General features: G+C 63.5%; 19 protein-coding genes. 4 read left to right on the top strand and 15 right to left on the bottom strand.

The window, feature by feature from the left end:
• Positions 1-15 precede the first annotated feature (15 nt).
• The 3 genes from J3S20_RS12825 to J3S20_RS12835 form a co-directional block, all read right to left on the bottom strand.
• Positions 16-390, bottom strand: a complete 375-nt coding sequence (locus J3S20_RS12825; protein WP_216836862.1) for a hypothetical protein — start codon at positions 388-390, stop codon at positions 16-18.
• Between the two features lie 105 nt (positions 391-495).
• A complete protein-coding gene (locus J3S20_RS12830) occupies positions 496-945 on the bottom strand; it encodes a hypothetical protein (RefSeq protein WP_216836863.1) in 450 nt (149 codons plus the stop codon).
• Positions 942-1,391, bottom strand: coding sequence for a hypothetical protein (locus J3S20_RS12835; protein ID WP_216836864.1), 450 nt, complete (start codon positions 1,389-1,391; stop codon positions 942-944). Before J3S20_RS12835 ends, J3S20_RS12830 begins: the two co-directional genes overlap by 4 nt.
• A gap of 175 nt (positions 1,392-1,566) precedes the next feature.
• On the opposite strand from J3S20_RS12835, the gene J3S20_RS12840 reads away from it, so the two are divergent.
• Both J3S20_RS12840 and J3S20_RS12845 read left to right on the top strand, forming a co-directional pair.
• On the top strand, positions 1,567-1,776 hold the full coding sequence (locus J3S20_RS12840) for a helix-turn-helix domain-containing protein (protein ID WP_216837062.1): 210 nt from the start codon (positions 1,567-1,569) through the stop codon (positions 1,774-1,776).
• A complete protein-coding gene (locus tag J3S20_RS12845; RefSeq protein ID WP_216836865.1) occupies positions 1,773-3,923 on the top strand; it encodes an ATP-binding protein in 2,151 nt (716 codons plus the stop codon). The genes J3S20_RS12840 and J3S20_RS12845 overlap by 4 nt, the downstream gene beginning before the upstream one ends.
• Positions 3,924-4,138: 215 nt before the next feature.
• Here J3S20_RS12845 and J3S20_RS12850 read toward each other — a convergent pair whose 3' ends face one another.
• From J3S20_RS12850 to J3S20_RS31120, 12 genes are all read right to left on the bottom strand, one after another.
• A complete protein-coding gene (locus J3S20_RS12850; RefSeq protein WP_216836866.1) occupies positions 4,139-4,465 on the bottom strand; it encodes a phage tail assembly protein in 327 nt (108 codons plus the stop codon).
• A gap of 197 nt (positions 4,466-4,662) precedes the next feature.
• On the bottom strand, positions 4,663-5,808 hold the full coding sequence (locus J3S20_RS12855) for a phage baseplate assembly protein (RefSeq protein WP_216836867.1): 1,146 nt from the start codon (positions 5,806-5,808) through the stop codon (positions 4,663-4,665).
• On the bottom strand, positions 5,805-6,329 hold the full coding sequence (locus J3S20_RS12860; protein ID WP_216836868.1) for a hypothetical protein: 525 nt from the start codon (positions 6,327-6,329) through the stop codon (positions 5,805-5,807). The genes J3S20_RS12855 and J3S20_RS12860 overlap by 4 nt, the downstream gene beginning before the upstream one ends.
• An 11-nt stretch (positions 6,330-6,340) precedes the next feature.
• Positions 6,341-6,994: a hypothetical protein gene (locus J3S20_RS12865; protein WP_216836869.1), complete on the bottom strand. Its 654-nt coding sequence runs from the start codon at positions 6,992-6,994 to the stop codon at positions 6,341-6,343.
• A 13-nt stretch (positions 6,995-7,007) separates the two neighbouring features.
• On the bottom strand, positions 7,008-7,391 hold the full coding sequence (locus J3S20_RS12870) for a hypothetical protein (protein WP_216836870.1): 384 nt from the start codon (positions 7,389-7,391) through the stop codon (positions 7,008-7,010).
• Between the two features lie 33 nt (positions 7,392-7,424).
• Positions 7,425-9,047 (bottom strand): hypothetical protein, encoded by a 1,623-nt coding sequence (locus J3S20_RS12875; protein WP_216836871.1) that lies wholly within the window; start codon positions 9,045-9,047, stop codon positions 7,425-7,427.
• Positions 9,048-9,088: 41 nt separating this feature from the next.
• The gene (locus tag J3S20_RS12880) at positions 9,089-9,319 is read right to left on the bottom strand and encodes a hypothetical protein (protein WP_216836872.1); all 231 of its coding nucleotides are present in this window, start codon (positions 9,317-9,319) and stop codon (positions 9,089-9,091) included.
• 130 nt (positions 9,320-9,449) lie between these two features.
• Complete coding sequence (locus J3S20_RS12885; RefSeq protein ID WP_216836873.1) at positions 9,450-10,760, bottom strand: tyrosine-type recombinase/integrase; 1,311 nt, start codon at positions 10,758-10,760, stop codon at positions 9,450-9,452.
• Between the two features lie 460 nt (positions 10,761-11,220).
• The gene (locus J3S20_RS12890; RefSeq protein ID WP_216836874.1) at positions 11,221-12,276 is read right to left on the bottom strand and encodes a tyrosine-type recombinase/integrase; all 1,056 of its coding nucleotides are present in this window, start codon (positions 12,274-12,276) and stop codon (positions 11,221-11,223) included.
• 666 nt (positions 12,277-12,942) lie between these two features.
• Positions 12,943-13,494: a hypothetical protein gene (locus J3S20_RS12895; RefSeq protein WP_216836875.1), complete on the bottom strand. Its 552-nt coding sequence runs from the start codon at positions 13,492-13,494 to the stop codon at positions 12,943-12,945.
• Between the two features lie 461 nt (positions 13,495-13,955).
• Positions 13,956-14,543: a recombinase family protein gene (locus tag J3S20_RS12900; RefSeq protein WP_216836876.1), complete on the bottom strand. Its 588-nt coding sequence runs from the start codon at positions 14,541-14,543 to the stop codon at positions 13,956-13,958.
• 721 nt (positions 14,544-15,264) lie between these two features.
• Positions 15,265-16,812 (bottom strand): DUF5906 domain-containing protein, encoded by a 1,548-nt coding sequence (locus J3S20_RS31120; protein WP_216836877.1) that lies wholly within the window; start codon positions 16,810-16,812, stop codon positions 15,265-15,267.
• 652 nt (positions 16,813-17,464) lie between these two features.
• Between J3S20_RS31120 and J3S20_RS12910 the strand changes: the two genes are divergently transcribed.
• Together J3S20_RS12910 and J3S20_RS12915 are read left to right on the top strand one after the other, a co-directional pair.
• Positions 17,465-18,067 (top strand): hypothetical protein, encoded by a 603-nt coding sequence (locus J3S20_RS12910; RefSeq protein ID WP_216836878.1) that lies wholly within the window; start codon positions 17,465-17,467, stop codon positions 18,065-18,067.
• Entirely contained in the window at positions 18,064-18,228 is a 165-nt protein-coding gene (locus tag J3S20_RS12915; protein ID WP_216836879.1) for a hypothetical protein, read from the top strand. The genes J3S20_RS12910 and J3S20_RS12915 overlap by 4 nt, the downstream gene beginning before the upstream one ends.
• The last annotated feature ends 404 nt before the right edge of the window (positions 18,229-18,632 follow it).

Genomic DNA, 18,632 nt, shown 5'->3' on the forward strand with positions numbered 1-18,632 from the left:
TGGAAGCTGCTCGCATCACGCGGGCCGCACATTGCCGGCCCGCGGCGCCGGATGGTGCGCGCGGCGCCAAGCGATGGAATCGTCCATCATCCGCCCGACATCGGGCGCCGGGAAATCGGAGGCACGCCAGGCGGCATAGTCCATCCGGGCCGCGGCCAGGTGCGCCGCGGCCTCTGCCATTCGCAGCAGCGGCAGCGGGCGCCAGGCGCCGGAGAGGGCGAGGCGCAGCAGCTCCGCCGCGACCTCGCCGGCGGCGACCGCATCATCCGGCGGAAGATGGGCCTCCACCAGGCTGGCCACATCGCAGGCAACCACGGCGGCCGGCATGGCCTCCGCCGCGCGGATGAGCTGCGCCATGCGGGAGGGGCCGCCGGCCTTGCGGGCGGGCATCAGTGCCTCACCGGCGGCGCCGCTGCGGCGGCCATGGCCACGGCATTGCCATGCGCGGCCGCAGCGGCACATGGCGATGCCCTTCCGGGCGGGAGGCGGGCCGGCTCATGCCTCGCCCCCGGGCTGCGCTAGGTAGCCCAACAGCCGGGCGGCATCTTCCGCCGCGCTGGCCAGCATCTGGAATTCCTCATCGTTCTGCCCGCCCTCCGCATCCGCGAAGGCCGCCGTGGCGCTCATCTTGGCGGCAAGGCCCACCAGGCCGGCGGCGGGGATCTCCGTCATTTCCAGTAGCGTATCCACATAGGCTTCCCAGTGCTCTTGCTGGTCCGCATCTGCCGCGGCCATGGCCGCGCGATCCCGCGCGCCTTCCGCCTTCGTCCATTGCCGGAAAGCCGCCTCCTGCCGCTCCAGCGCGGCGCGGGCGGCGGTACGCAGGGCGAGAAGCCGGGCATCCGCCTCCGGCAGCGCCGCCGGCGCTTCGGCCAGCGCCGCGGGCGTGAACAGCAGGGCGGGCGCCGCAGCCAGCAGGCCGCGCCGGGTGGGGGCGGTGGTCATGCTTCCACCTCCGGGGCGCAGGGCACCAGGCGACGCGCATCGGCTGCCAGGCTGCGCGCCAGATCGTCATGTCGCGGCCGCGGCTCGGTCGGGCCGAGAAAGATTCGGGACAGCAGCGCCGCCTTTACAGCCAAGCCAGCGGCGCCAATGGCGGGCGCTGCGGCCATGGCCTGCTCTACCGCTGCAATGGCGGTCAGCTCGCCATGCATCCGCGCGCTCGCGGCATCGGTCGCAGGCCGATCATCATGCCGTTCGGCGACGGCGTAGGCATCACACGCGGATTCAAAGCAGGCCCATGCCGAGCGCCACCGCTGCGCCAGGGCCAGCAGCTCGGCATCCGGTTCGCTTGCGGCGCAGGCGATGCCAGGCGATGCGGCGATGAGCGCGGCACCGCCGCGCAGCACTGCACGGCGCCCGCGCGCCGTTGTAGGGTGGTCAGCAGTCATCGTTCGGGCCTCCGTGGGGCTCGGGTGGTGGTCAGGCCGGGTGTGGGAGCTTCCACCTTCCCCATCCGGCCGTTCTGACGTTGTTCAGCTTTCAGAACGCGGTTAGGATATGCTCCGGTTCAGCACAGTGCAAGGCTTTCTGAACGTGGTGCAGTTAGCGGCGGTTCAGTCGAAGATGGCGCGAGCAGCAGTCGGCCTCGGCGTTCGCGACCTGGCAGCAGCGGCAGGTGTGTCCACGGACACAATTGTCCGTCTCGAAAAGGGCGAGGCGCTCCAAGCTCGGACCCTCGCCGCGATCCGCGCTGCCCTAGAAGCTGCCGGCGTCGAATTCATCGCAGAGAATGGCGGCGGGCCTGGAGTGCGGCTGCGGAAGGCGGGATCGTGACGCCATTCGTTGTTGGAGAACGAAAGGTCTCGCTTAAGGAGCTGGTCCAACTCCTTAATTCGGTTGATGAGCACCATAACCTGGAAGCCAAGCGAGGCAGCCAGATCGGCAAGTCGATCCTGGAGACCGTCTGCGCCTTCGCCAACGAACCACGTATGGGAGGAGGTATCCTTCTGCTCGGCGTCGAGCCAGAGGAGGGGTCGCTCTTCCCAGGATACACGGTGACCGGCGTCGCTGATCCGGACAAGATCACGCAAGACCTCGTCAACCAGTGCAACACCGTTTTCAATCTGCCGGTGCGTATTCTCACCCAGACCGAGCAGGTTAACGGTGAGACGGTGATCGGCGTCCATGTCGTCGAAGCACCAGCTGCAGCGAAGCCGATATTCGTAGCCAAGACCGGGCTGCCCGGAGGCGCGTTTCGGCGCATTGGCTCATCAGACGTTCGATGCACGGAAGAGGATCTTGCCGTCCTCTTCAATGACCGCGGCGTCGAGCAGTACGACTCAACCGATATTCCCGGGTCGTCGCTTGCCGATGTCGATATGGATGCACTGTCAGCATACCGCCGAGCGAGGGCTGCGGTGAATCCATCGGCCGAAGAGCTGCAGCTAGAGGACGACGATCTGCTTCTAGCGTTGCGCTGCGCTAACCCGAAGCCTGGCGGCCTGGTGCTTACCGTAGCAGGGCTTGTACTTTTTGGCCGGTCACTCGCCCTGCGCAGGCATATGCCGATGCTGCGAATTGACTACGCCCGGGTGCCTGGAAAAGACTGGGTCGAGGACGCTGCATCCCGATTTGAAGCTACCCTCGATATGCGCGGCCCGTTGATGACGCTGCTGGTGCGAGCGCAGGCCGCTATCATGGACGATCTGCCACGAGCCTTTCACCTGCCATCCAATTCATTGCAGCGCGAAGATGAGCCTAAGCTGCCGCATCGGGTGATCAGAGAGGCGCTGGTTAACGCGGCGATGCATCGCAGTTACCGAGAACAGCATCCGGTGCTCATCGTCCGCTACGCCAATCGCCTCGTCATCCAAAACCCTGGTTATTCCTTGAAATCTGAGGAGCGCCTTGGTGAGCCGGGGTCAGTCACCCGCAATGTAGCGATCGCTGCAGTTCTGCACGACACCAATTTCGCTGAGACAAAAGGAACCGGTATCCGCGCTATGCAGGCGGAAATGGTCAAGGCAGGTTTGGAGCCTCCACAGCTCAAGTCAGACAGGGTCGGCAATCGCTTCACAGCTACATTCTTGTTTCATCATTTTCTTACAGAGCGCGATGTCAATTGGCTTGGGCAGTTTCGTGAGCACAACCTGACAAATGAAGATCACAAGGCCCTAATTCTCGTTCGAGAGACGGGCACGATCGATAATCGTGCATATCGGGATCTAAACCACACCGATCCCTGGGTGGCCGGCCATGCATTGCGCAGGTTGAGGGATGCAGGCTTGTTGAAGGCACTCGGCCGCACGTCAGGCACCTTTTACGTACCAGATGGGATGCTCGCGACCGCAATGGCCAGCCCTAGCGACACGACGACACAAACCGACGAAGATGAGGATGCAGGCGAAGGCCGCTTGGTCGATAACACGACGGGCTTGGCAGATAGTTCTTCAGGCTTGGCAGATAGGCGCGGTGCCTTGGCAGGTAGTGCGGCGGCCTTGGCAGGTAAGGGTGCGGCCTTGGCAGACAGCGTCCATGCTGCACCTACCTCTCTCCCGGCGGTGACGAGCCCTTCAGGCGAGAAGGGGAGCGATCTTGCTCCGAAAACGGAACCCTTGCGCGTCACTCAAGTACCGAAGACACGCGTGCCGCGGACGCGCCGGAGCACGGCTGAGGACCTTTTGAGCGGCCAACCGGAGCTCGAGCGTGGCGCGCTTCCTGAGGAGCTTCAGGCGCAACTGCACGGCCTCGGGAAGCGATCCGATCCGGACTCCATGGAAGCCGCGGTGCTCGCGCTGACGGCTTGGCGTCCTCTGCGCATCAAGGACTTGGCGAGGCTGATGGGGAGGTCTGTTGGATATACCGGCGACATCGTCGGCCGAATGGTCGCGGCAAAGGTTCTTGAACCGACGATCCCTTCCGCGCCGAAGCATCCCGAACAGACATACCGCCCACGGCGCGAAACCCCAACCTCGAAATAGGGCCCTCTGCATCGGGTGCGAGGCGCTACCCGATTGGACTATCCTCCCCCGGCAGCGTGCCGCGACACGGTGATATTCTCCTGGCCGTAGCACCGCCCTTGGGCGGGAGCGCCATGCGGGGTTTGTAGGAGGCCCCGCCGGCGCGCTGCACCTGCCATGCGCGTCCTCCGGGCCTTCAAGCGAGGGAGGCCGGGGACGGCCGAGGCGCCGGCGGCTTAGCCGCCCGGCTTCGCCTCGACCTCGGCCAACGCGTTCTCCACGGTCGCGAGCTGCTGGCCCGCCACCATCGTTAGCACCACCTGCGCCGCGGCGTTCCAGTCGGCGCCGGTGAGCTGATCGATGGAGGAGGGCGGCACGGCGGCGAGCTGCGCGATCATCCGATGCGAGGCCGGCCCATCGATGACGACGCCGCCTTCCGCCAGCAGGCGATAGGGCAGTCCGCATTCGCGGAGGTCGCGGCCGCTAGGATCGCGCAGCGTGAGCTCATGCAGCTGCGCGCCATGCGCCGGGATGGGGGCGGACAGTTTCAGCTTGGTGGACATGATGGACTTCCTTGGCTGGCGCGGCCTTCGCGGCGCCGGTTGAAGAAAATGCGCGGTGAGCGAAGCCGAGACCCGGCGTCCCGCTGGCAGCTTCGCTCTTGCGTTCTGGCGCCCGCGCGCACCAGCCCAAACCAGCGGGGTTCCGTGCGGTGGCCGGAGGGCGCCCAGCGAAGGGCAGGCCGCGCCGGCCACCGAAGTCATGGCGTCGGCTGGCGCTCCCGCGCAAACGTGCCGCGCGGGCCCCAGATCAGGCCGCCTCCGCTGCCGGTTCGGGGTGCCGGGATCGGCTCCGGCGTCAGCGCCTCGGGCGGCGTCAGGGTCATGCTGGTGCGGCGGCCAGCCTTCGCGTTCAGCGTGAATTCCACCTCCTTCACCAGCAGGTCATGCTCAAGCTGCAGCCATGGGATGTTGACGGAGGTGACCTCATTCACCTGCCACAGGCGGCCATCCGGCTGGCGCCAGCCCGGCACCTCCACCCGTAGGGCAAGGCCTTGCGCGCGAGAGGTGGCGGCGGCCCATAGCGCCCGCGCACGGGCATCCGCAGCGGTGCCATCGCCCTCCGCCCGCATGATCCGCAGGCGGTTGCGTGGCACCTCCGGATCCTCGGCCGTGGCGACGATCGCGCTTTGCGCCCCGCCATTGGGCAGCTGCTCGGGCTCGTCAATCTCCACCTGGCGCGCCGCCGCGGAGGGCGATTGCGACAGCACGAGGTACTTGCGGAAGCGCTTGCCGCCGTCGATTTCGGCCGAGGCGCTGATGATGTTCTCGCCCAGCACCAGCGCGCCAGAGGCGCGGCGCGTCAGGGCGCGGGTCAGCACCAGCCGGCCCTCCGCATCATCGGTGGCCAGCACGCCGCGCATGCGCGCCAGGCGCTCGATAATCTGCCAGGCGGTATCGGTGCGCTCGAATCGCTCCAGGGCGAAGGGCTCGCCGCAATCGACTTCCTCCACCACCTGGATGCCGATCGGCGCCGCCAGGGCACGCGCAATGGCGACTAGGCCGGTGCGGCGGAATTCGGTGCCGTTGATGTGCGGCATGCAGTCGACCAGGTCGCCGGTCAGGGATCGGCCGGCGATGGTGACGGAAGAGGAGTCGGCCGCGATATTCGCGTCCATTCGATCAATGTGACCTGTCAGCACCAGGTCATCCCCGAAGCGCAGCTCCACCTTCGCAAACGGCAGCACCGGCCAGACCTCGCCGGCGCCTTCCCAGCCGCGGGCGATGCCGAAGGCGAAGGCGGCGCTGGCCTGTTCCAGGCCGCGCGTCACGCGGATATCGGTCCAGCTGCTGTACAGGCGACCATCCACCAGCAGCGCCGGCTGGTCCGGGCTCGGCCGGATCATTCGGGCCGCCGCCCCACCGGGGTCCACCGCGGCGGGGGCGTTTCATCCACCTCGCCGCGCCAGGGCATATCGACCGTCGTCAGGCCGGAGGCGGCCCAGGCTTCATCGAAGCCGGGCGTACCGGAAACCTCGGCCATCAGGCGCATGAAACGGTAGCGGTCGTGTTCCACCATCATGCTTTGCGGCATGGGCAGCGGCAGCCCGCCGCGGCCATCCGGGGCCACCACGCGGCGGGTGCGAAACAGCAGCCCATCGTAGGAAGATTCTACTTCCACGCTCAGGGTGACGCACACTCCACTCATGGCGGATATCGCCCAAGGCGCGGAATAGTCCGCGCGCATGCCGTCAAGGCTTTCCATGCGAACCGTCAGCCCCCGCATACCCATGGGGCAGAACAAGTACGGCGCGTGGTGGATCACCGCTTGACGGGAACCGCCGATGACCTGCGCGAAGGTGCGCGACCACTCCCATTCGCTGGCCGGCCTAGCGAGGATGTGGCGGAGGGCTTCGGAGGGTTTCATGCCGCCGTGCCCTAGCAATAGCCGCGGGTGCGGGCGGGCTGCCAGAGCGGGACGCCGGGCCCCATCGGGCCCTCGCCGCGCAGCCCCGGAAGCACCAGCTCGTTGCTCACGGGCCAGCCCCCTCCGCGCGGATTGCCGAGGATCTCGCCGGCGGTGCGCAGATTGGGCAGGTCCATCCCCGCGATCTCCGCCGCACGGGACCGCCGGAGGCTCACCGCGCGCTTGAAGGCTTCCATGGCCCTTTCCTCGACCTTCATCCCTTCGATGATGGCGTTGGCCAGTCGCGGGTATTCTTCCCGCATCCACGTCGCAAAGGCCTCGGCCAGGCCATTGGCGTCGTTGATGGCGTCCAGCACCTCCGTCTTGCGGCGCTGCGCCGCGGCTGCGCCGGCGTCGATCTCCGCCTGCGCCAGGCGCTCGCACAGCACGCGGAGGAAGACGGCGACGCGGTCCGCCTGGCGCTGCAGCGCGCTCGCCTCGGCCTCCGCGGCGGTCACCTGCGCATCGCTACCGCGCAACAGCAGATCCGGTAGCGCAGCCTGCGCCTCCGCGACCCTGCGCAGGGACTCGGCATGTTCCGCCTCGGCCTTGGCGATGGCGGCGCGGATGGCCTCGGGCGAATTGTCCGCGGGCGCCAGCGCCCGCAATGTCTCGTGCTCGCTCATGGTGTCCCCGATGTCAGGTGGCAGTTGCGGAGTAGCGCCGCGCGACGCGCGGACGGCGGTCTTCATTCGAAGGCGAGGCCGTCGCCCCCGCGGCTCCCGCGGGCGCGCCGGCACGCTGCAGCAAAGCCACTGCCTGGCCGCGCGGCATGGTGGTGGTGGTGGCGAGGGCGATGGCCAGTGACATCGCCGATGCCGCCGCCGGCGCCTGGACGATGGCCGCGATGCGCTGGCGCTCCCGCTGGCGGGCAGCGGCAAGCGGCCCGCTGCCCGCCATCTCGGCATCCTCGGCGTCGGCCGGCGGGGCGGGATTCAGCTTCATCCCACCGGCGGGCAGGGTCGCGCCGGCCAGGTGCGCGAAGGCCAGGTGCGCAAAAGCGGAGGGCGTTGGTTGCGTCATGAGTGCTTGATTCCTTGATCGATGCGTGCCGCGTCAGACCGCGAAGGGCCGCGCGTAGCCGACATTCATCACCAGGTCGGGCAGGCCGGGATCGGCCCGCTCCTGCCGCACGCGCGCGTCGCGCGGCAGGTTGGCGAATTCCACCACCAGCCGGCCCTCCGGCGTGCGCGCGGGGCCAGCGCCGCGGCTGCTCGCGAGGGACGGCCCCAGGGGAAGGGCGCTACCCAGCGGGCGGGGCAGGCCAGGGAGGCCACCGGGCACCCCCGGGATTGACGGGAAGCGGGGCAAGCCGGGGATGAGACCGCGTGGCGTAGCGCCGGGCAGGGAGGGCGTCCCGGGCACGGCGGGAAAGCCGGGCAGCGAACCTTGCGGCACCGCCGGCGCCAGGGGCGGGCTGCGGAAGGCATCGCGCATCTGCTGGCCGGCCCGCTCCATCGCATCGCCGATGCGGCGGAACATGTCTTCGATGCCTTCCCAGTTCCGCCAGATGATGTAGGCGGCGCCGCCGATCGCCGCGGCGGCCGCCGTGATGGCGGCGGCCGGCAGCCCGAGAATTGCGGCGCCTATGCCGCCGATGACGGTGGCGAGCTTCAGGATGATGGATCCGACGAGGATCCCTTCGATGCCGCCGAGGGCGCGATAGATGGCCCCTGCGGCGCCTGCGAATTTCTCCATGTTCCGGGCGATGGCCGGAAGGTCCCATTCGGCCATGGCATCGGCCACGCCCTTGACCCATTCGGAGACGCGCTCTCCCACCAGGTCCTGGTTCACCCTCACGAATTCGGTCATGCGCTCGATCAGCGGCGCCAGCGCCGGCATGAGGCGCACGCTGATCGCGTCGCGCACGCCCGTGATGGCCACGCCCAGCTTAGCGTAGGCATCTTCCGCGCGATCCAGCGCGCCGATATTGTCGTCGTTGACCTGCGGGTTGAGGCGGAAACCCTCCGCCCACTGCTCTCGAAGCGCGGCGCCGCCTTGCTGCAGGGCGGCGATGAGCGCCGAGCCGGGACGGCTGAACAGCGCGTTCGCCATGCTGTTCCGCAGCGCCTGGTTGGTATTGTCCGCGAAGAGGTCTGCGAGCTGCGGCAGCACCTCGGCCGCCGTGCGCACCTGGCCGGTGACGCCGTCGCGCAGGGCGATGTTGTTGCGCTGGAAGAGCTCGGCCAGCTCACGGTTGCGACCCGTGGCGGCCTCATACATGCCGCGCGACAGACGCTCCACCGCCGTGACCGCTGCGGGCATCTCCACATCGGCCATGCGTGCGGCGTGTTCCAGGCCGCGCAGATCCCGCACCGTCATGCCCGTGCGCGCAGACAGGTCCGCCAGATTGCCCACCGCCGTCATGGTGGCGCGGCCCATGCCCAGCAGCCCCGCGACGACGCCGGCACCCGTCACGCCGCCGAGGGCCGCCAGGTTCGTCATGCCATTGTTGACGCCCTGGATGCCGCGGCCAAGCAGGTTCATGGACCGGGCCAGGCCATAGACCGCGGTGCTGTTGCCGATGCGCGCGAGGCGATCCGACACCCCCTGAAGGCTGCGGCCGATACCGGCCCCCACCGGGCCGATGGCCGCCAGTCGCGCCGCCAGGGCGCGCAGCGGACCGGCGGTCTTGTCCTCCAGGGTGACGACTGCCTGGAATTTCCGGCTCACGGTCATGGCGCGCTACCCCCCCGAGGTCCTGCCACTGGAAAGGCGGGTCAGTTGGCGCCGGAGGGATTCGCGGGCGCGGCGCGGCCAGTGGCAAGGGTGAACATGGCATCACCCAGGCACTTCACTGCGGGCACCACGGACGGCATCTCCATGGAGACCATGCGGGCGGCGCGGTCAGGGCCGCGCAGATCCCGTACCGTCATCCCTGGACGCGCCGAGAGATCGGCCCGGTTGCTGCCCGCGGAGATGCTGAGGCAATCGCGTGAAAGACGCACCATTGCAGAGGTCCCTCTGGTGCCGGCGAATGATGCCGCCGGCCGAACCGAAGAAACCACGCCCCAGGGCGCAACGCCCGCGACCGGGGAGCTAATCCCCGCCAAAGGGGGAAAAAGGAAAAGGCGACGCCAATTAACCCACGTTCGCCGCGCCTCCGCGCGGCAGCAGCACGACGTTTCCAGCTCCGGCCGCCATAGGATCGCGCCCCGCCGCGCTGGCCAGGATGAAGCGCGACCACGCCAGCAAGGCGCGCTCCCGCTCCGGCAGGAATTCGTGGCGCTGGTAGATGGCCGCGACGCCGTTGATGGTGCCTTCGACGTGGTTCAGGATGCGGTCCGCCACATGCGGCGCGAAGCCCATGGCAGCGATCGCCGTGACGCCGGTGCGGCGGAAGTCATGCCATACCCAGTCCAGCGCCGGCAGGCGCCCGCGATGGGCGGCCAGAGCCTCCGCACCCCGCGCCTCCCGATCGGCCTGCACCGCCGCGCGCAGCCGCTCCGCAGCCCGCGCGAAGCCGTTCACGCTACCCGTCCCGCGGCTGGTGAAGACGTACTCGCATGCGCCGAAGCGTGGCGCCTCGCGCAGTACCTCCCGCGCCTCCGTCGCCAGATGGACCACATGCGCCCTGCCGTTCTTCGCGCGAGCTGCGGGCAGCGTCCACCGGCCGCCATCCTCGGCGAGCTCCGCCCAGCGCATCCCGGCGACCTCTTCGCGCCGCTGCAGGGTCAGCATCAGGAAGCGCAGATAGGGGCCGTATGGCCAGCCCAACGTGCCCGCGGCGCGCCAGGCCTCGCCGAGCTCGGCATCGGTCAGCACCCGGTCCCGTACCCCGGCCTTCACGGGCGAGCTCACCCCCGTGAACGGATTGGCGGCCAGGCGCCGCCGGCTCACCGCCCAGGCGAAGGCGGCATGGCCACGGGCGCGCAGATAGACCGCGGCTCCCGCCTGGCCGCCGCCGGCCAGATCATCCAGCAGGCCCATGACATCATCCGGGGTGAGGGCGCTGGCCGGACGATCCAGCCACGGCTTCAGGTGCTTTGCCAGCGACCCCTTCGCCGTGGCGAAGCTGCGCCCCTTCTGCTGGACTTGCTTGGCCGCCTGCCATTCGTCCAGCAGGGCCCGCGTCGTGTAGGCCTCCGCCTTGGCCGCGGCTTCCGCTGCGGCACGCGCAGCCGCCGCGGCCGCGACGGGGTCACCGCCATCGAGCACCTGGCCGCGCAACTTCTCGGCGCGCGTCCGCGCGGCGGCAGGCGTGAGGGTGCCGTACTCCCCGATCCGCTTTCGCTTGATGGCGCCGCCGGCGCGGTACTGGAACAGGAAGACCTTGGCTCCACCGGCGGTCACGCGCAGGGCGAAGCCCGGAAGATCCTCGTCGAAGATCAGGACATCGCGCTTGCCTGGCGGGCAGGTGGCGGCATCGATCGTGCGCTTCGTCAGCTTCATGCCGCGCCACCGGCTTGGAACACCTGGAACACCTTCGGATTTCGCAGGTGTTCCAAAACGATCTCCCGCAAGTCACTGATATAGATATAGATATAGAGGAAGGAACACCTAGAACACCTAGAACACCAGAACATGTAGCCTCCCCCTCGCAAAGCCGCCTGCGGACTCAGGCACGGAAGGGCCCGCGGACTCGCCACGGACTCATCTGATGCGGGATATCTGGCGTCTAGTGTCGTCTCATGTCGAGCTAGACCGCGCCTAACTGGCTGAAAATGTGCGCTTCTGTCAGGTCGTGGCGGGACGTGTCGCGGCCCGTGCGGCGCTTGGTAAGGGAGAGGTCAAGAGTTCAATCCTCTTCAGCAGCACCAGGATTTTCAAGCGCTTAGCCCCCAGCCACATCCGCCAAATCTGCGAACATCGCAGTTTTGCAGAACAAGTATAGAACTCCCTTGTTCTGGCTTTAGAAACTAACTGCCTGAGACGCCTCCGCCACGAACGATGGCGAGTGATGGCCGTAGACGCGTTCGATCACGTCCTTCGACGTGTTGGTGAACTTAGCGATCCGCTCGTAGGTCATGTCAGCCTGAACCATCCAAGTGATGGCCGTGTGCTTGAGCGTGTGCGCGCCGATGGATCGGATACCAGCCCGCCTACAGGCTGCCGCTATGGCGGTCTTGACGTCCGCGATGCGCTCTCCCCTGTAGGAAATGACGTAGGGGCCTGTAGCCTCATCCTTGGCCGTTCTGAGGGCATCTATGAGACGCTTGTTACCCGCGATGGGTGTGGACCCACGACGCTTGTTTCCAACGTCATCACCGAAGTCGATTGCTTCGTGTCCTGGCAGGTGCAGCTTCACGTCATCCCACTTGAGCGACAGGATTGCTTCCCTCCGCTTCGCGGTGGACAGGGCAATTAGGATGAACAGCGCAAGGTGCGGAGCCGACGCCTTCATAAGAAGGTTGGCTTCGTCCTTCGTCAGCCAGTCCGACCGGACAGCGCCGGAAGTTAGCTCGATACGGAAGGTCGGAGCCTTGGGGATTAGATTTTCCGCAGCGGCCCAATTCAGGGCGGCGCGAAGCATGCGCAACTCTTTACTCATGGTAGCTGCACCTACGGGGCTGTCGCCATAGCGCCCACCTGCTCTGACGGGCCGCTCTTCACGTCGCTTCTTGATGTATTCACTCACAGTTGTCTGAGTAACCCCGTCTCCGAACAGCGGGCCGATGTGTCGCCGAATTGGGTCAAGGGCATATTTCAGGCCGGATGGATTGGCGACTTCTTTCGCACGCTGCGATTCGAAAGCACTGCAAATCTCTTCTACTGTAGGGCGCTTGGATATGGAGGGTTTGTTGAAGTCATGGGCAAACCTCGCACGGAACGCCTCAGCTTCTACGGGGCAGCGAGTCCCTGTAGACTTGCTCTTTAATTTACCATCAGCAGTATAACGAATTTCGTAAATATCGTCTCTGCGCTTGGAGAGTTTAAAATTAGGGGTTTGGAGCTTGATCCTTGCCAATTTGGGCTTTCGACTCGATATCTTGTAGGTGGATTCTGCATAGATTCGTTAGCATGTGGAGTCCTTTCTTTAGGGCAACTACTGACGAAGAAGATGTTGGTGGGATGCAGGTGGCACCAACAAAAAGGGGGACCCGAAGGTCCACTGTGATTGTTTGGACTGCTCGCAATGAAACTTGACCCCGATGGTGAACGAACGGCAACAGGGCGTGAGGTCGCAGGATTCGGGGAAATGCAACCGGCGATGCGTCCCTCAGCGGTGGTAGTGTTCGGGGTGTGGCAACACTACATCTTGTTGCGGCGGGTGCGGCACGGCATTCTGGCTTACCGGGGGGAATCACTCCCCGGTTCCGGAGACTGTTCGGGGCGTCGGTCGTGTTTGATGCGGTTCAGCTTGAAAGTATCGCGCAGGACACGCCGCCCCGCGCCGCTCTTCTTGCAGCAAAGGACCTGTGACGTGCTTCTAGTGTTTTGGTTGGAACCCGCGACGGCGATGCGCATCGTGGTCGCCTTGCAGACGACGGCTCTTCTCATCCTGATGTGACGGACGGGCTGGGCATCCACCCAGACCCGCCGCAAACCTATCTGACAAACCGCTGACGCCCCAAGGGGCGCCAGAACCGGCAAGGCGGCGTTCCAGCGCCGGCTTGCCACCCTCCGCAGAGACCTACGTGCCTGCCTCGGACCCGCGCATCTCACCGGATCGGCGCAGATTCGGCAACCTCCCATCGGGTTTGGTGACTAACTTTATCTTTAGCCGCGCCCGTGGTGCAGCCAGTTCGTCAGGACCGTCCCAAGGAGAGTCATCCTTCGAAGGTTTGGGGGCGGGTGTTTCTGGCGCGGGCGGAGCCTCGGCTTCGTCGGCTTCACGTTCGCCTGCGAGGTAGGCGTTGTGGGCTCGGCGGATTTCGGTCGGGTGGTTTAGGGCTGGCGTGTTGTGTGTGGCCCACACAACGGCATCCGGATTCGCTACCATCCACAGAGCGTCCGCGCGTTCGTGGCGGGACATACCTCCAAACCCGTTGTCTCGGCACCACTGGCCGAAAGCTTGGTTGGAAGGGTGGAGGTCGCGCCCGATTTTCAGGGCGATGCCGACGAGGCGCCAATCTTCGCGCATCGTCTTTGCGCCGGTTTTGATCCGATCCCAGGCTTCCTTTCCAAGTTGGAGCGGGTCGAAGGAAATCGGCTTGGGGCGCATCATGGGGACGATGTTGGTCATTGAGGGAGGTCCTTTCTGCCGAATCATTTCGATAAAAAGGGCAGCGCGTGTGCTTCCTATAAGGGAGCCTAACTCGCAAGCGTGCGTCCTTCCTACTAGAACGACTAATTCGCCAGCGCGCGGCGCCTCCTACTAGGGCGACTAATTCGGCAGCGCGCGGCTTCCTACTAGGGAGCCGATCAACCAGTGCATACCCTGTCTATAAGGACGACTAATTCACCGAACCAACTAGCTCAATGCTTTAGACGCCCTCAGAACAGTGAACTAAAGTACTTTAATTCCTATTTCGCGCGTTCCAGCGAGCATGCATCAACGCTTTAAGCAATATTGTTACGCAAATAACGTTCATTTCGTCTTTTTGTTGCGTCTACGTGTGGGCGCAGAAAAGGCGCCGCGACCATTAGATCGCGACGCCCCATAGCATCCTTAATTTGGGAAGCTGTTCAGCTTCATTCCGAAACTTAGTTGGCGCTCGCTTTTGCGTCAAGCGATTTGTCGCTCAGGATTCGATACACCGATGCAATGCCGATTCCGGTGCGCCGAGCAATCTCGGCGGGCTTTACGCCCTCGACTTTCAGGCGAAGCACGTCGGGCGCTTTGCGCTGGGCTGTCGGAGCCCGGCCCTGATACTTCCCCTCAGACTTCGCCTTGGCGATGCCTTCCCTTTGACGATCCAGCATAAGGGTTCGTTCGAATTCAGCTACGGCGCCCAGCATGGTCAGCATAAGGCGACCCGTAGGGGTCCGCGTGTCCAGATCGCCGGCGCCCATGGAAAGGATGCGTAGGGCAACGCCCTTGGCCTCAAGCCGCGCGACGATTGCCAGCAGATCAGTGGTGGAGCGCGCAAGCCTGTCCAGCTTGGTGCAGATCAGCACGTCGCCTTCCCGCACAAAATCCAAGGCCGATTCCAGCTGCGCACGTTTGGCGACAGACGACACCCGTTCCGAGAAGATGCGCTCGCATCCGGCGGCCTTTAGGTCCCGCTCTTGGGCCGCTAGGCCCGCTTCCTGGCCCTCCGCAGTCGATACACGCCCATACCCTACGATCATTGGTCCTGGCCCTCGGTTCGCTATCACAAGCATCAAAGACACTATGATAGTACGATTATCAAAATGCAAGAATGATTCTAGTGATAGACCTCTTCTTCTTCCCACTAGGCCAGGGTCTAACGGTAGATGCGCGGCGCGGCTGGCGGGCTCGGAAGGGCGGTTTTTGCGTGCTGCTAGTGGCAACGCTGCGGCCGTATTTAGGGCAACGCGTTGGCGGGCGTTGAGCGGGTTGGAGCGTTGATTGTGGGGTGCTGGGCGCAATGCCGAGGCAAAGGGTCTGTCAGGGACCCTCAGGCCAGGGATGGGCATCGAGGCGGACGCCTACAGGTGATGGAGGGGGCGTAGCGTAGTGTTTGGCGCTGGCTTCGCCTGGCTGGCGGAGGTGTGTGCGCAAGGTTCTGTTCTGTTAGCTCTGTTAGCTGGAAAGCCGATTTTGTTAGCCAAAAAGCGAGGAAACTCTAGGGCCCTAACAAACTAACAAAACTAACAACTAAAAATTTTAGTTCAGAATCCTTGCTCAGAGACTCGCGCCCGCACGCCTCTGCAAGCCGCCGAAATTTTCCATAGCGACTTCGGCAAAAAAGCTGTTAGTTTTGTTAGTTTGTTAGAACCCTAGAGTTTCCTCACTTTTTCGGCCCCCGGGGCTGTTAGCTGCCTTGGTAGGCCCCCTCAGATTGTTAGCCTGCCACCACAAAGAAAAAGGACCCTTTCGGGTCCTTCCTCACTTCAAGGCATCCGGGTCCAGCCCTAGCTTCTCAATCACCTTCGCTTTGATCTTCGAGACGTTCATAACCCTATAGCGTCTCGCGTTCTTGCCCTTAATCTCTTTCTGGCGGGGCTCGCCTAGGCACAGCATTTCCCGCATCGAATTCTTGAACTCTGTCGTGTTAGCTTTGAACTTGGCCCCCCGCTTGAGACAGTGATCCATATACCGTTCAGACAGAAGACGTTCGAACTCTGTCGCCACCGGCCAATCATCCTCGTCGCCTTGCGGGAAAATCTCGGCGCTGTTCTCGTCTAGAACACCTAGCCAAAATTGTTGAGGAATAGTGAGAGACTCTAACCGCTGTGATTCAAGTTCCCAAGTGTTCGGCGGCTTCCGCAATAGGCCCTCATTGATCTTCCAAGTCAGCAATTCTGCCATCCAGGCTTCTCGACCCCCGCTCCGCATTTCAGACCGAATCTCGTCAAAGTAGGTAAACCGTTCGTCGTCTGTCATATCCGGAAGGATCACTTCCGAGATAAACCAACGCCTTGCGTCCGCTCCCGCCGGTACGACCCATTTTTCGTTCGTCGTCATCATAAACCGTGTGTAGTTTGGCACGGTTACGATATCGATCCCCTTCATTTCCATCGATAGTGACTCACGCGTCACAAGGTCTTTGAAGGTTCGGAAGGCGTTTGACCCAGCGAATAGGGCCTCCTCCATCTGACAGAATAGGGCCAAGGCTAGGTGTGCGTTAAACCGCCCCGTTACCTGTTCCTCACTCGCTAGCGTGAAGGCGTGGCGAGGGCCAACGATCTTGATGAACTCGTCTCCAATGAGGGACTTACCGCTTCCTTCCAGTCCTTTGAGGATGATTGCCGATCCTGTCTTACGCCCCGGGTTCTGCAATATGTCTGCGAAGAAGCTCATAAAGAAGTCGAATCGTTCTTCATCGTCCTGACAAACCACGTGGGACAGATGACGCCGGAACTTTGGATAGCCGTAGCCGGCACTCGGCTTGGCTTTGAAGCCAATGAAAGCGTTGTAGTTGCCCAACCCGACGTATGGTTGGTCCCCGCCTACCGGCGGCTTAAACACGATTTTCTTGTATGTCAGCCTTTTCGGGAAGGTTTCCCAAAGGTCCGAAAGGGACAGTTCCCTTGGCGTCGGGACGCCCTCGGAATTATAGACTCGGAATAGCTGGTTCATATTCTCGGCGGTGAAGGTTGACCGGGGCACCAGATCAATCTCGTCAGTTACAGTAAGATCGATCACTCGATCTTTGCCGCCGACAACAATCAAGGCAAACCTGTCTGCCACGTACTTAAGGCTGTGTGCCGCCCGCTCTGTCTCCCAGACACCCTTAACCTCGATGCTTTCTTTGAGATACTTGAGGCAATGGTCCCTGCACCACTTAAGCTTGGTCGCGTTGTCCGCTCTGGTCCATTCAAGCGCAGCGCCTTCTTGCATAGCTGCAAAGTCGCCAGCTAGGCGTACAAGAACCAAATCAGCGTGTGTGATTTCGGCAGCGGTTAGTGATTCTGGCGTTCTGTTATTGGGCACGCCTGAGCCCTTTGATTTAGACACTTAAATTAGTCCTGATAAACGTAAGGTAGCTTTAATCGGGCGCCGCCTGAAAGGTCAGCCCGGGAAATGACCGCAAAAAACATCGGCGGATCGACATTATTATAACAACAAATCGGCGAAAATGAAAACTCTAAATAAACATTGTTTCACTCTTAAAATTTCGGTATAATATGCGACATGTCCACATTCACTCTTGACCCTGAACTCGCCACCGCGTTTGCTTGTGGCCAGTTCCTAAATATGAAAGACTCGGCGAGGTTTGCCGGCGTTCAATATCTTGCCTTTCGTCGTCGCCTCATTCGCGAAAATATCCCGGTTCTGAAACTGCGAGGCCGGGTCTACGTGCGGAAGACCGATGCTCTAAACCCCCTACTCCAAATTCCCTAAGCCACTATCCTTCCCGACCAATCCGCTAGAAACAAAAAAACCCGCCACACGATTTATCGCATGGCGGGTTCAAGTTCAGGGCGGGTCGGATTCTCAGGAAGGACTAAATCACAGGAACCGTTACCGTTACTTTCGAGAGCGGTCAATCTCTTTAAGCTACTTTACCGTTTCAGGTCCCATTATTATAGGGCTCTGGCGGCAAAAAAGCAACTCATAACGCTATCACTTGAAAGCCTAATTTATGACTTCCGTGCCTACAAACAACCTAACTACCGATGATCTTCATCACCTTGTTGCTTCCCTTGAAGCCGATACCAACAAGACCGGAGACGCCTTGATCGCGGCGGAACACAAGCACAAACTAACTGTGCGCCGAGCACTCCTATCCGGCGACCACGATAGCGCCGAGCTAACCCGCCAGGGCGTGGAAGCCGCCAGGATCGCTCACCAGACCGCCTCTAATCGTGTCCTTGAAGCTAGAGACTTGCTGCGTGAAGCAATCGAGCGAGATAAGGCACTGGCCCTTGAAATCGCGCAACGTGAAGCTGGCGCAATCGCTCACGAAATCACGGAACTAGCCGACGCCGCAGACCAAGCCTTGGCGACGTTCGTCCGCAAGGTGTCTCAGATGCGACGCTTGGAACTGTTGGGCAGACAGGTCATTGAACAGCGGATGAATACCCGCCTCGATACTGGCGCTGTGATTGGCGCCACCTATTCCGACGCCGAGAATTTTCTGTCCGCGTTTCGTGGCAACGAAACGATCACTCTAAAGCCGTTCGCCAAGGACCGAGCCGCTATCGCGACGAAGCGCATTTTGGCTGGCGCCGGAATCGCAGGATGAGCGAGATTCGTTTTGAGATGCCAAACGCTCGACCCATGATCGGCGCTTCGAATCCTAATGCGAAGGCCCCGACTGATCCTGCGGTGATTGAGGTCACGATGCCCGATGGCACGGTTGCGAGGGTCACGACGCGTCAGCCTGCCCAGGCGGTGAAGCCATGAGCGTCCGAAACCCTGACTTCGATCTGCCATCGCCCTACCAGCCGCCTCGCAAGGTCCGAAAGACCGAGGCCGAGACAGGTCCAGCCCTGGAGGTCCCCGTCCCTGACCCGGCGCCGGCCGCCGAGATGGAGGACCCTTGGGCGGCAATCAACACGCTCAAGCGACAGGCACACCGCCAGTGGCGCAAGTGAAGGAGGATCAGGCCCAGGCCATCGCGCGGGCTCTAGCTGCCCTTGCCACGCTTCTGCGGGCTCTACAGGTGGCCAAGGCGGTCCCTCAGGCGCCTGCGTATCGGACACGGCGCCGCAAGCCCTCTAGCAAGCCCACAGCGGCTTCCTGACTGTTGCCCACCCCGCCCAAACAACAATCCCCGGCGCCGCAAGGTGTCCGGGGATTCTGATTCA

The sequence above is a fragment of the Falsiroseomonas tokyonensis genome (genome assembly GCF_019024325.1).
Lineage (GTDB): Bacteria > Pseudomonadota > Alphaproteobacteria > Acetobacterales > Acetobacteraceae > Falsiroseomonas > Falsiroseomonas tokyonensis.